Annotated in this window: 15 protein-coding genes (1 of these 15 only partly in view); 12 read left to right on the forward strand and 3 right to left on the reverse strand. The window is 48.9% G+C overall.

Annotation, left to right across the window (positions count from 1 at the left end; genetic code table 11):
- Window positions 1–87 precede the first annotated feature (87 nt).
- Genes DHAF_RS13075 through DHAF_RS13085 form a run of 3 tightly spaced genes read right to left on the reverse strand, consistent with a single transcriptional unit; the run spans window position 88 to window position 2,443 of the window.
- Complete coding sequence (locus tag DHAF_RS13075) at window positions 88–1,002, reverse strand: hypothetical protein (protein WP_005812259.1); 915 nt, start codon at window positions 1,000–1,002, stop codon at window positions 88–90.
- The gene (locus DHAF_RS13080; protein ID WP_005812258.1) at window positions 999–1,742 is read right to left on the reverse strand and encodes an ATP-binding cassette domain-containing protein; all 744 of its coding nucleotides are present in this window, start codon (window positions 1,740–1,742) and stop codon (window positions 999–1,001) included. Before DHAF_RS13080 ends, DHAF_RS13075 begins: the two co-directional genes overlap by 4 nt.
- Window positions 1,739–2,443: a GTP-binding protein gene (locus DHAF_RS13085; RefSeq protein ID WP_005812255.1), complete on the reverse strand. Its 705-nt coding sequence runs from the start codon at window positions 2,441–2,443 to the stop codon at window positions 1,739–1,741. The genes DHAF_RS13080 and DHAF_RS13085 overlap by 4 nt, the downstream gene beginning before the upstream one ends.
- Window positions 2,444–2,619: 176 nt before the next feature.
- On the opposite strand from DHAF_RS13085, the gene DHAF_RS13090 reads away from it, so the two are divergent.
- The 12 genes from DHAF_RS13090 to DHAF_RS13145 all read left to right on the forward strand — a co-directional run.
- A complete protein-coding gene (locus DHAF_RS13090; protein WP_005812251.1) occupies window positions 2,620–3,291 on the forward strand; it encodes a Crp/Fnr family transcriptional regulator in 672 nt (223 codons plus the stop codon).
- A gap of 22 nt (window positions 3,292–3,313) precedes the next feature.
- Window positions 3,314–4,357, forward strand: a complete 1,044-nt coding sequence (locus DHAF_RS13095; RefSeq protein ID WP_005812249.1) for an ABC transporter substrate-binding protein — start codon at window positions 3,314–3,316, stop codon at window positions 4,355–4,357.
- Window positions 4,335–5,111, forward strand: coding sequence for an ABC transporter permease (locus DHAF_RS13100; RefSeq protein ID WP_005812246.1), 777 nt, complete (start codon window positions 4,335–4,337; stop codon window positions 5,109–5,111). The genes DHAF_RS13095 and DHAF_RS13100 overlap by 23 nt, the downstream gene beginning before the upstream one ends.
- An 8-nt stretch (window positions 5,112–5,119) precedes the next feature.
- Window positions 5,120–5,692, forward strand: a complete 573-nt coding sequence (locus DHAF_RS13105; RefSeq protein WP_015944116.1) for an ATP-binding cassette domain-containing protein — start codon at window positions 5,120–5,122, stop codon at window positions 5,690–5,692.
- 241 nt (window positions 5,693–5,933) lie between these two features.
- A complete protein-coding gene (locus DHAF_RS13110) occupies window positions 5,934–6,134 on the forward strand; it encodes a hypothetical protein (RefSeq protein ID WP_015944117.1) in 201 nt (66 codons plus the stop codon).
- 95 nt (window positions 6,135–6,229) lie between these two features.
- On the forward strand, window positions 6,230–6,880 hold the full coding sequence (locus DHAF_RS13115) for a TVP38/TMEM64 family protein (RefSeq protein ID WP_011459727.1): 651 nt from the start codon (window positions 6,230–6,232) through the stop codon (window positions 6,878–6,880).
- A gap of 57 nt (window positions 6,881–6,937) precedes the next feature.
- The gene (locus tag DHAF_RS13120) at window positions 6,938–8,959 is read left to right on the forward strand and encodes a TaqI-like C-terminal specificity domain-containing protein (protein WP_015944118.1); all 2,022 of its coding nucleotides are present in this window, start codon (window positions 6,938–6,940) and stop codon (window positions 8,957–8,959) included.
- Window positions 8,960–9,212: 253 nt separating this feature from the next.
- The gene (locus tag DHAF_RS13125) at window positions 9,213–9,872 is read left to right on the forward strand and encodes a Crp/Fnr family transcriptional regulator (protein ID WP_242659884.1); all 660 of its coding nucleotides are present in this window, start codon (window positions 9,213–9,215) and stop codon (window positions 9,870–9,872) included.
- A 411-nt stretch (window positions 9,873–10,283) separates the two neighbouring features.
- Window positions 10,284–10,679, forward strand: a complete 396-nt coding sequence (locus DHAF_RS13130) for a hypothetical protein (protein WP_015944120.1) — start codon at window positions 10,284–10,286, stop codon at window positions 10,677–10,679.
- A 22-nt stretch (window positions 10,680–10,701) separates the two neighbouring features.
- Window positions 10,702–11,793, forward strand: coding sequence for a reductive dehalogenase (locus DHAF_RS13135; protein ID WP_049769575.1), 1,092 nt, complete (start codon window positions 10,702–10,704; stop codon window positions 11,791–11,793).
- Between the two features lie 17 nt (window positions 11,794–11,810).
- Complete coding sequence (locus DHAF_RS13140; protein ID WP_015944122.1) at window positions 11,811–12,110, forward strand: hypothetical protein; 300 nt, start codon at window positions 11,811–11,813, stop codon at window positions 12,108–12,110.
- Window positions 12,111–12,178: 68 nt separating this feature from the next.
- A protein-coding gene (locus DHAF_RS13145; RefSeq protein WP_015944123.1) for an FMN-binding protein crosses the window boundary here: on the forward strand, window positions 12,179–12,894 show its 5' portion. It continues 250 nt past the right edge of the window; only the first 716 of its 966 coding nucleotides appear in the window; it begins with the start codon at window positions 12,179–12,181; the stop codon falls past the right edge of the window.

Here is a 12,894-nt window from a genome sequence, read left to right on the forward strand (position 1 = left end):
CGAAAAAGTATATGTTTTACTGCTATAGTAGGAAAATACTAAAAAGCAATACGGTGCTGAATTCAAGCATCGCTCAAGAAGCTTTAGTCAGGGGATATGGGCAGTAGGCAGCATTGCTCCGTAAAGAGCATAGAATTCTTCCGCTGAAACTGTTTCATACCACTCCGGAGCGGGTGTGAAATAGCGGGCCCCCTCCTGACGGCTGTGACCGGTGGTGCAGGAAGGATAGAGGATCAGATCGCCGTTTTCCACATAAAAATCACACAGCTCCGGACAGAGGATTTCCGCCGCTATCCGCCGGGCTGCCCCCTCCGGTATGGAGTTGCGGGCGCAGAAATAGGAGGGAATCAAGAGGGGCCCTTCCGCCGGTCGGCGGAGGAAGGAGCGTTCCCCATCCGCCCGCAGCGCGTAAAGAGAAGGGACCAGGGCGGTAGGGCTCTGACCGAGGCGCACTTGTTGAAAGGCACCGATGGGCATATCGGAAACGGCCCCGCTCTCCAGCAAGCTTAGGGCGGCCCCTCTTCCGTAGCGGCTCCACACTGCTTTGACTAAGGTTTTTCCCGCCGAGTTATTGATCCCCCCAAAGGCCAGACCCTTGAGCTCAGACAGACGCTTGCCTGCACAATGAGAGGTGTCTTTGGTGTAATACACCAGAGGGATGGAGAGGAAGGGGAGAAGACGGGTGCCGCGCCGGACCGAATCCAACGCGGGACCTTGGCGCAACGGCAGCCATGTGGCAGCCGGGTAAAGATCTCTCTCCAGCTTTTTGAAGATGCGGCTGTCTTCGAACACCTCCAGATCGGCTGAGACGATCAGATCGGGTAAAACAGCATCGGGCCGAGCCAGGTATTCCGACATATGTTCCGGATAGCCCAGGCCGAAATAGCGCACCTCAAGAGCGATCCCTTCTTCCCTCAGGCGGGCGGTCAGCCCCTCCAGAAAGTTTTTTTCCTGGTTGTGCAGGATACACACATGGTTCCAGTACAGTAAAACGGGGGTCATATTAAATGCTCTCCTTTCCGCAAGAGGGTTTGCCGCTCCCGCTGCCGCTGATAGTCCCTGCTGAGCAGGGCAAAGAGGGTCAATTCTTCTTTCGTCCGCTCCACCACGGCGCGGACAGCCCCGCCGCCCATGACGATGCGCCGCTCCGCCATCAGGGCGGTATGGGGATCGTGAGTAACGACCAGAACCAACTTATCCTGGCGGCGCAGAAGTTCCAGGGCTTTTTCCTTGTCGATGCCGGCGTTCTCGATCTCGTCGATCAGAACCACCGGGCTGTCACAGATTAAAGCAAGGTCGGCAATCATCAGGGCCCGGGCCTGGCCTCCGCTCAGTAGATTCAAGTGCTGCTCCGGCACCACAGGCTCCGGAGTGATGCAGTTGGCCAGGTTCAATACTGCCTCCAGGCCAACTTGTTTTCCCCGGCAACGAGCGTGGAGGCTCACAAAATCCCCCACCGAGATGTCCAGCATAAAGCGCATATTCTGGCCCAGATGGGCTACCAGTCCGGCAGAGACTGCCTGGCGCTCTCTGCGGGGAACCGGCTTCCCGTCCAGGAGCACCCGGCGCCCGGTGATGGAATCCCCGTCGGCCAGCTGCTCCACATCCTTAATGAGCCGGCTTTTGCCCGAACCGGTATTGCCCACAATGGTATAGATTTCACCTTTTTTGAGGATAAGAGGGTCCAGACCCTCCGCTTTTCCGGCCTTATCCCGGCCGCCAAGGATCGTGATCGTGTTCATTGTTCAGCTTCCTTAAAGTTGATTTTTCCTACCACACCCTGTTGATAGGCACTGCCGACCCGCTGCTCTCCCACACAGTAGGAGCAGACCCCGCTGGGCATGGTGTGCCGCAGCCGGTCATTCTCAAACTCTGACCCGTCTTCATGCTCCAAGAGCCATTGAGCCAGTGGGTCAGCGCCGTAACCGGCCAGGCCGTCCACCGGGAAAAGCACAGCCCTTGGATTGAGCTGCTGTACCTGCCAGGTGATGATCTCCCGCTCCGCCTGGGAGACCATATCGATTTTAGTCAGGACCACAAAATCAGCCTGGGTGATCATGGGACCGAGTTGGGCGGGGGCCCGGCAGCTGGAGGTACAGTCCAGCACACAGCCTGCTGTCATGCCCTCTGTAGCCGGAGAACAGCGATGGCAGAGTCCGGCTGTCTCAATCAAAAGTGTATCCTTGTGTTGTTCATCCGCCCAGTTCCAGAGCTCGGGCAGGTTGGAAACCAGAAAATGATCCGGGCAGATATCCCCGCTGAGACCTGTGACACAGGGAAGTCCTATGTCCTGGTAGACTTGGGCATCTCCGGTCTGCAGGCAATCAATCTTGCAGACACAGGGTAATGCTCCCCCTGCCAGCAGGGTAGGTATCAGGGCCTTGATCACTGCGGTTTTTCCCACTGCCGAGGAACCGGAAAACAGAATGTTCTTTTTAGGCATGGCTTGGTGTTCAACTCCCCTTGCTGCAGTTTGCGTCAGCTTACCACAAAGACCATTCTTTTGTCAGTATCAGATGAGATTGCGGACACAGATTTCTTCTCTTGACTTTGCCAAGGAGGGAGGGGTACAATATTCCCAAAAAGTTAGATTATGCTAACTAAAAGGAGCGCGTGTCCATGACAAGGCAGCAAATCCTCTCATCTATAGAAACTTCACCACTTCTGCAGGGTTGTGGCATCGATCCTGGGCTGATGTTGGTGCACCGTTATCGGGGAGGTCAGATCGTCAGCGACCGTCCCGCAGGCATTACTTCCGTGGGTTTGGTGGTTGAGGGGATCGTGGATGTCTATTCTGTAGCCCTGGACGGGCGGGACGTACAGCTTAACGCTTTGGAAGCGGGGGATTGCTTCGGCATTTGCAATCTCCTTGCCCTGGCGGAGATGGAGACGGTTCTCCGCTGCCGCACGGACACAACGCTGATTTTTATTCCCAAACAAGTGCTGGTATCCGTAATGGAGAAGGACCCGGCTTTTGCCCTGCGCTATGCCGCCCTCTGCAACCGGAAAATCCAGTTCCTGATCCGGCGCATTGAGATGCTGACCATCCAATCCTGCCGCGGCAAAGTGATCGGGTATCTTCTGTCCCAGCAAGACAAGGCAGGAAGAGTCATACCGGACTGCTCCCGGGAAGACCTGGCCCGCCGTCTGGATGTGAGCCGGGCAGCCCTTTTCCGGGAGTTGGCCTTCCTGCAATCCCAAGGCCTTTTAGCCTTGGTGGACAAGGAAATCGTGATTGTGGATCAAGCCGGTCTGGAACACATCCTGTACCAGCCTTCCGGCTCCAAATAAAACATATAGAGAGGGAGACCTTATGAAGAAACTGCTTTCTGTTCTGCTCAGTCTGGTCATGACCGGTGCATTGCTCACCGGCTGCGGTTCGCCTGCAGCCCCGGCCGCCACCCCGGCTGAGAATCCGGCTGAAACCCCGTTGGAAACCCCAGCCGCTGATCCTGTCGATGTCAAGGTATTGGCCCTTAAAGGTCCCACCGCCATGGGAATGGTGAAGTTTATGAACGATGCCGATGCCGGTACGATTACGGATAACCGGTACCAATTTTCCATCGTCGCCGCAGTGGATGAAGTCACACCCAAGCTGGTGCAGGGGGGAGCCGATATTGCCGCCGTCCCCGCTAACCTGGCCGCCGTTCTCTATAACAACACCAAAGGCGGAGTGAAGGTGCTGGCTATCAACACCCTGGGCGTCCTTTACATCGTGGAGAGCGGCAATACCGTCAGCTCTGTGGAGGATCTGCGGGGCAAGACGATCTACGCCAGCGGGAAGGGTGCCACCCCCGAGTACGCCCTCAATTATGTTCTGGCTGAGAACGGTATCGATCCGGCCAAGGATGTGACCATTGAATGGAAGAGCGAACATGCCGAGTGCGTGGCTGCTTTGGCTGCCTCTGAAAATGCCATTGCCATGCTGCCCCAGCCTTTTGTCACCACTGCCCAGACCAAAAACCAGGGGATCCGGGTTGCCCTGGATCTGACTAAAGAGTGGGATACGATTCAAGCCGGCGGGGCGAACCCTTCTGCTCTGATCACCGGCGTGGTGGTAGCCCGGACGGAATTTATCAAGGAGCATCCGGAGGCTGTTGCTGCTTTCCTGGATCATTATAAGGACTCTGTTGATTTCGTGAACGGCAACACCGAAGATGCTGCCGCTTTGGTTGAAAAATACGCTATTGTTCCCGCTGCTGTAGCGGTGAAGGCTCTGCCCGCCTGCAATATTACCTTTGCCGAGGGGAGCGGCATGAAGGATAAGCTCTCAGGCTATCTTACCGTTCTCTTTGAGCAGAATCCCAAGTCAGTAGGAGGGACGCTGCCCGCCGATGAATTCTACTACAGCCGGTAAGGGGAAGGGGAAGCCCCGGATCATCAAAGTTTGGGCCGTACTGCTTTGGGTTGCCCTGTGGCAGGCCGGCAGCATGGCTCTGGGACAGGAGATACTGCTGGTATCCCCTGTTTCCGTTTTGCAGCGGCTGGTCGTACTGGCAGAAGTGGCCGACTTTTGGCACTCCATCGCTTTTTCCCTGGGGCGGATTGCGTCGGGATTCCTGTTGGCCACGGCGGCCGGGGTGATCCTGGCCGCACTCTCCGCCCGGTTTCAACGGATCCAGGAGCTCCTGGCTCCCGCCATGCTTACCATCAAAGCTATTCCTGTGGCCTCCTTCATTATTCTGGTTCTGATTTGGGTACCGTCCCGCAATCTATCGGTGCTGATCTCTTTTCTTATGGTTCTGCCGATCATTTATACCAACGTCTTGGACGGCATCAAAGCCACTGATCCTCAGCTTCTGGAAATGGCCCGGCTTTTTGACCTGCCCCCCGGCCGGACGATGCGCTACATCTATCTCTCTCAGGTGCTCCCATTTTTTCGCGCAGCCTGTTCCGTAACCCTGGGCCTGTGCTGGAAATCGGGCATTGCGGCGGAGGTGATCGGCATTCCCCAGGGTTCTATCGGTGAAAAGCTATATCACGCCAAAATTTATCTGGATACCCCCGACCTGTTTGCCTGGACTTTGGTGATCGTTTTGATCAGCCTGGTTTTTGAAAAACTGTTTCTGGCTCTGGTGGATCGGGGCGTGGCCCGGCTGGAAAGGATGTGAGGCGAGGGATGGCTATTATTTTGGACAGATTGTGCAAATCCTACGGGGAGAACCTGGTGCTGAGCAACTTCTCTGCCCTGATCCCCAGGGGCAGGACGACGTGCATCATGGCCCCCTCCGGCCGGGGCAAAACCACGCTGCTGCGCATCCTGATGGGGCTGGAAGAGCCGGACAGCGGTGCGGTCAGCGGCCTTGCCGGGCTGCGGCGGAGCGCGGTTTTCCAGGAAGACCGGCTGTGCGAGAATCTGAGCCCGGTAGCCAATATTCGTCTCGTTTGCCCGCACCGGGAAAAGAGGGAGATCGTGGCGGCCATGGAGTCTGTGGGGCTGAAAGGATGCGCTTCCCAGCCCGTCCGGGAGCTTTCCGGAGGGATGCGCCGCCGGGTATCTATTCTCCGGGCTTTGCTGGCTGATTATGATATCCTCTTTTTGGATGAGCCTTTCAAGGGGCTGGACACCGGGACCAAGGCTCTGGTCATGGAGGATGCGCGGCGCAGAAGCGAGGGCAAGACGGTGCTGCTGGTGACCCATGACCCGACAGAGGCCGATGCTTTGGCTGCCTGTGAGCGGATTGGGTTTTGAATAGTTTATAATAAAGTACAGCGGATTAAATTATCAACCAGGAGTTTATTAATCAAGCGCGGATGCTTGTCACCCCATAGACATATTATATAAGTTTAAAATTTGCCTGTTTTGAAATTTATTCATCTAGATGAGTCAATTCAAAACGGGCAAATTTTTATCTTCACCTCCATAATCAGCAAAAATTAGAGGGTATCCAGCTCCGGCATAATGCGAAAAACTCGCACAGGTTTGAGGTATAATGATAGCGCCAACCTTTACCAGAGATGAACTGCAATCAAAGCCGCTGGAAAAACTGATGGAGGCCTTTGGTTTCAAAACGTTTAGTCGATGGACCCATCAGTCCTATCAGGATTTTCTGCGCAATCAGGGATTGACAATCTGCTCTGAAGCTGTGATTACCGGACATAAATTCCCTATCAGCTTTATCGTGTGCCGATGATCAAGCTGCGGGAATGTTTTTATGAACTGGATTGTAGGAAGTTATTTTTTCGGATATACTTTGCAGTAATAGCTGAAAAGTAGGGAGGGCTACTTTTGTCCCGCAAAAAACTGACTTCGGCCATCGTTCTTTTATTCTCATTGGTCATCATTGGTTTGCTCTATCCCCATATCCAACATCCTGACCTTTTTCAGGATTTGATTTTGGAATTGGGATGGAAAGGGGTTCTGCTGGATTTACTGGCATTGTCTTTGCTGATGTTTTTTCCTATTATCCCTTTTGCCCTCTTGGCAGGTATTAATATTGTGATTTATGGCTGGAGTGCCGGCTTCCTGCTTTCTCTTACCGGCAGTTTGTTAGGTTCTTCTCTGGCCTTTTTTATCAGCCGGCTGCTCGGTCAGGAATGGGCTCGCTCCCATCTGAACAAGCTTGGCAAATGGGGAAAACTTTCCGATTCCAAGAACTTTTCCTTGATTATTCTGGCCCGGCTTATTTTTGTCTTGCCGGCTGCTGCGGTTAACTATGCGGCCGGCGTCTCACCGATCAGGTTTCGCTCTTTTTTTCTGGCCACCTTGATCGGAAATATTCCAATAATCCTTTGGGAATCTTGGTTTGGTCATGATTTTTGGCATTTGCTTCAATATCCCAGGCGCTTTAGTTTGGCATTGCTGACCGGGGCAGTAATTTTTGGCAGTGCCTGGCTTCTTTGGCAGTATATCGATCGCCAAGAAAAGCCGTCAACTTGAATGTTAAGGTATTAATGAAGGTAAGAGAAATATAAGGGTAATGGCAAGGTGGATAACTTGACTAGTGAAGGCTTAATCGAACTCAATGAGGTATGCGATCTTTTGTCTATATCTAAGGCTACGGCCATAAACTGGATCAAAAACAGCACTCTTAAACCTAGTGATAGCGGGGAAAAGAGAAATCTTTTTTTTAAAAAAGATATTGAGGCTTTATTATTAGAACTTAAAGACGGCAGTAATTCCAAGTTAAAGAGCCGACGCAATAAAAACTATATCAGGGGGACTTTTATACCCAGGACGTATATTCAAAATAAAAAAGGGATTGAAAATGTTGAGAATATCATTGCTCATATGAATTGTGTTGATTTACCCGAAGATTACGAGCGGGTGATATTGGCGGAATATGCATTAAAACTGCTGTTTAACCGCGGTCTCTTTTCTACGGAGTCAGGAGAATTTCCAAGGCATTGTTTACTCTCGTTCTATCTTCAATCCAAGCAGCTGTTCGGATCTTACTCCATGCTCATCGATGATCTTCTGGAGAATGTCTCGGATCTGGAAGGGCAAATTCTTCATTTGAAAACGGCATTGTCACTTCCCATGGATTACATTGAGGAGCAAGATCTATTGGGACTTTTGTATATGTCCCTGCAGAATGCAGGTGAGCGCAAATCCAGGGGCGTGTATTACACTCCTTTGGCTGTTGTGAAAGATAGCGTGGATCATCTTGAACCTTTTCTTCATGAAAAAATAAGGCTCCTCGATCCCTGCTGTGGGACGGGAAATTTTCTTATGCATGTCTATAAATACATAAAAAATTTAGACGGAATATATGGTTATGATATCAGTCCTTTAAGCGTATCCTTAACCCGCATTAATATGGCTTTAATATCCAAAACGGATAACCTGGAGGTTTTATATAAAAATTTTCTGTGTAAGGATCCTTTAGCGCGCAAATCTAATTTAGAATTTGATGTCATCATCGGCAACCCACCCTGGGGGTTTAATTATGATGCTGAAGCCCGGCAAGCACTAAAAAAAGCTTACGTTTCGGCCCGCAAGAAAACCGTCGAATCCTTTGCGGTATTTACCGAATATGCCTTAAAGACCGCAATAGACGGCGGAATTGTAAGCTTTGTTCTGCCTCAGTCACTTCTCAATGTTAAAATTCATCAGCCGCTGAGAGATTATTTAGTGGATCACGCTAAAATCAAACGCATCCGCTATTGGGACGATGCTTTTGATGGGGTGCAATGTCCGGCTATGGCCCTGACTCTTCAAAAAAAGCACCAGGGGTTTGAGATTAAAGGAATTGAGGTTGTTACCAATAGCAGAACTTTTAGGATTAACATAGATAGAGAACTGGATTTATCCAATTGGAACTTTGATTTAACCGATGATGAGATATCCTTGATCAAAAGAATTGAATCCCCTGGGAAGGTCGTTTATTTAAAAGATCACGCTGACTTTGCTTTAGGAATTGTAACCGGTGATAATAAAAGATTCCTTTCCAATATCCAATCCGACGACAGGGAAGTCATTTATAGAGGGAGCGATGTTTATAAATATCGATGTCTCCCCGGCCAAAATTTTATAAGATTTGAACCCAAGAGCTTCCAACAGATAGCGCCGATTGATCTCTACAGAGCTAAGGAGAAATTAATTTATCGCTTTATTGGCGGGAGTTTGGTTTTCGCTTACGATAATTCGCAGACACTGACTTTAAACAGTGCCAATATCGTGATACCTAAACTAGAAGGCTTAAATATCAAATATATCCTGGCTATTCTCAACTCCAGGGTTATTCAATATTATTACAGTAAGTGTTTTCGATCCGTTAAAGTGTTGCGTTCTTCGCTGGCCAGGCTGCCGATTCCCTTGGTGGATAAACAGCAGCAATCCTCAATTATTGAGAAAGTGGATAAACTATTGGCTTGCAATGTTCCTCTGCATATCTCTCCTTATTATGAAGAAATAGATGCAGCCATTAAAGCGGTCTTTGATTTATCAGATAAGGAATATGCTTTCATCAAAGCAGACCTGTCTCATAAGAATCTTTATTTGTATAACCCGAAATAAGAAAATAAAGAAAGCCTGTAGATCATTTCACAAAAATGGGTTTGCAGGCTTTTGTGCAGTTATAAAAATCCCATTCCTGGTCAGAACGGACCCGAATAAAATCGAAAATCACAAAAAAATTAGTCCTGACTAATTTTTTTGTGTCGAATCGTGTGCTAAAATAATAGTGAAAAGTAGTGCACGCTTATTCTTTGTTGGGTAGGGACAAGTTTTGGAGGGATTGCTAATGCAAGCTAATAGGAGTTATTGTATTGTGCCGGATAACTTTTATCCTGTAAGAAGCTTCCAAAAGTATGTTTCGGAGGGAGTAGTCTGTAAATACTCCAGAGGAGATACAATTGTTTTGCCCGGAGAATCGATCGAAAAAGTTATTTATGTTCATTCGGGAAAAGTGAGCCTTTATTTCCTTGAAGAAAAGAAAGAAAAATTAATGTATTATGCCCGACGCCATTGTGTGATTAACCGATTATTTGCATTTGAAATGGCCGCCCTCAGCCATATTGTCGCAGAAGAAGACAGTGAAGTCTGCTTTTTTTCGGAAAGACAGCTTTTTGAAATTTTTAAACAAGATGAAGAAGCACATCGAGAGTTTCTCAAAAATTTTACCAATAAATGCGGATTCTTCATGAATGTCTCCAAGGAAATGGATATTTACAGTCCGACTTCCCGGGTCTTAAGGTTTATCGACGAGTTATGCACAACACAAGGCAAGCTCGTGAATTATGGCTATGAAATCGATCTTAAATTGACCCAGAAGACGATTTCCGAAATAACAGGAGTTCATCCTGTTACGGTATGTAAAATTTTAGGATGGTTAAAAGAAGAAGGCGTTTTACGGAAGACCTCTAAGAAAATCTTGATCTACGATTTGCCGAAGCTTAAAAAACTCATTAATCATAGTATAAATTGCTGAATAAAAGATGTTTTGTGTTCCTCTTAAAGCGATAAGTTAAAAAAGATAATCCTCTGTTGAAGGGGGATTATCTTTTTTGCACTTTCAGTAAGCATAACGACCTTGCAGACTTTCCTCCAGCATAAGTGCAACCAGCGACTTCGCTTTTTATGAGAAAAAATATAAAACTCAGCGAAGCAACAAGTGCGAAAGCAGTGCTTTCGGGGTTTTCTTTATCATTCTATTTATTGCTTGAAACCATAAATTTTTCAAATCTTAAGTATAGCTAATATTCAAATTTCAAAAATCAGTATACTGGATGATAAAGCATGGAAATAAGTCTAAAGCCAGAACTTAATGTTTGAAGGGAGGTCAGGAGAGTTTAAAGAACTTCTCAAACTAAAAACAATTAAAATTAAAGGAGAAGAAGATATGGATCGAAGAGAATTTTTTAAGCTCGTAGGGGTAGCGGCGGCGGCGACAGGTGCTGCTTCTGCTGGGATTACCGGCTATCTGAACGCGATTGACCCAGCTGCCAAGACGGGTTGGGAGAAGGAAGCTTACGACCCGGAGAAAGGACGGTTTGACCGCACCCCATTTGAAATTGATCACATGCCGTTCAATAAGGTAGGGACGCCGAAACGCGTAGAGAAGTACGCAGATACCATGCTTCGTCGTACTAACCTTAGCAGGGCTTTTGACGTACCGGAAGGCATGCCCTTCGAAGATTATCTTAAAACCGCAGTAGATGTAAACGATCTGACGAAGACGCCTTTAAGTATTCTTAAAGATAAGGATCTGGTGGGCATTCTATCAGGGTGTCCTTGACCGTGAAGGCTGGAACTTTTTTGTGGAAGATTTGAGATATTTCCTGGAGGTCATGCCATTCTACAAAAGGATCAATATGGAGGCATCCTTCGATATTGCTTTAGCCAGCGCTTACGTTAACGCCCATATGTATAGTCAGGGTTTACACGTTTCCAGAGTTGCTGCCAAGGACAGCGATTTTCAGGGCGTATCCGAAAAAAGATATGAGATCAAAGATCCCAAAGAAATGAGCAGGCTGATCAAAAAAATTGGAGCCTTATTTGGCTCACCCCTTGTGCGCATTGTCAAGCTCAATCCCGAATGGAGTTATGAACACGCACCCGGAGATGGCCGTGGATATAAATACGGGGAACCGGTCGATATCCCGGAACATTGGCAGTATGGCATTATTATGGGTATACCTCTTTCGTGGGAGACCCGGGAAGGCGCCCCTTCTTTTTTTCACACCTTTGAAGGTTATGGTAATGCCAGTATGCACTGCGCCAGAATGGCGGAGTTTGTGAAAAAGCTCGGTTATCCCGCCAGGGAAAACTCCCCCCACGCGCGTTATGAGTACATTATGCCGCCGCATATGGTGGCTGCTGGAATAGGCGAGCAGGGACGGTTAGGCGTCGTCGTCACGCCAGAGTTCGGGCCGAATTTCCGTCCCAGTATGGTTGTGACGAACATGCCTTTAGAGCCCGACAAGCCGATCGACGTCGGGATACGAAAATTCTGCATGAATTGTAAAATCTGCGCTGATCAGTGCCCAAGCGGTTCTATTTCCTTCGACGGGCCCAAGGAAATTAATGGCCGCGGATATGACGGATGGCAGATCAATGCCTCTACCTGCCATAATTTCTGGATGTCGGTTCCCAACGGAGGCTGCCGTGTTTGTCTTGCGGTATGTCCGTTTTCTAAAGAATCCAACTGGCTGCACACCACTGCCAGAGATATTGCAGTACGCGAACGCACCGGCATCACCGCTTCCACTCTGACCTGGATGGAAAAGGCTTTCTATGGGGTGAACACGCCGGAACATTATCATTATAAGGAGGGAACGCGTCAATTTGATTACCTCGTTGGCGAGAAGCCGTGGTTCTTTGAATCCAAAGATTTCTTAAAAGAAAATTAGGGCGAGGAGGCAAAGGTATGTTTGAATTTATTATTAACGGTTTGGTCTTAGTCAGCCTTCTGACAGTAATTTATGCCCTGTTCAATTATCTAAAAGAAAAGGGTGAAAAATTTGCTTGGTGGAAATGGACGCTCTCCATTTTCTGGAGCATTGCGTTTCTACTGGTTTTCGGCTTTATCGGAACAACGATCGGTGAGGGGGAACCAGGGGCGACCCTGCGTGGCGGTGCAGCATTATTGGCCCTGCTCGTGATCAGCGGTGTTGTATTGTACCGGCTCTTCTTTAGCGGGGCAAAAAACAAAGTCAGCGTTGAGTAGCCTGTCGGGCAAAACGTTAAGGGATTATGATACTATCGATGTTAACCCTCGCGGAGGTATTTAGGGGAATGCGAAAAAAGTGGATTATCACAGGGATGGCCGTACTCTTGTTGCTGGGGGGCTATATCTATGGCATTAGCCAGCAGAAAATGGATGAGGAAATAAGAGTTGGTCTGTATAAACAATTGCTTCCGGAAGCAGCAAAATTTGAGCCGTTGACAGACCGAACGGCTCAAGCTTTTGATGGGGCGGGTGAGCTTGTCGCCTATATTGGCTTGAGTTCCCATACGGGCTATGGCGGTCCGATGCTGGTAGGGACCATTGTGGACTCTTCCGGTAAATTGAGAGAACCGGTCATTTTGGAGAACAATGAAACTCCCTCTTTTCTGATGCGGCTGGCGGCCAGCGGGTACTACTACAAACAATATAATGACTTACCCGTTAACAGTGTCCTGATGTTAAAGCAGGACCTGGATGCCGTATCCGGGGCCACTTTGTCCAGCCGCGCCGTCAGTGACAGCGTAAGGGAGACCGCGCACAGCATAGCCCGTGAGGTGTTTCACCTGAATCCGGAACAGCCGGTGATCGAATGGGAATTTGGTACTAAAGAGATTGTGACAATTTTACTGTTTGCAATGAGTTTTGTTATTTACAAAGTCAAGAAACTTCAAAGGTATCGTTTGCTATTTTTAGGAGTCAGTACGCTCATTCTCGGGTTTTGGCTAAACAGGACGCTGTCTGTGGTCCAGTTCTCTTCGCTGTTTTTAGGGTATTTGCCTTCGCC

Source organism: Desulfitobacterium hafniense DCB-2, assembly GCF_000021925.1.
In the GTDB taxonomy this organism is placed as follows: Bacteria; Bacillota; Desulfitobacteriia; order Desulfitobacteriales; family Desulfitobacteriaceae; genus Desulfitobacterium; species Desulfitobacterium hafniense.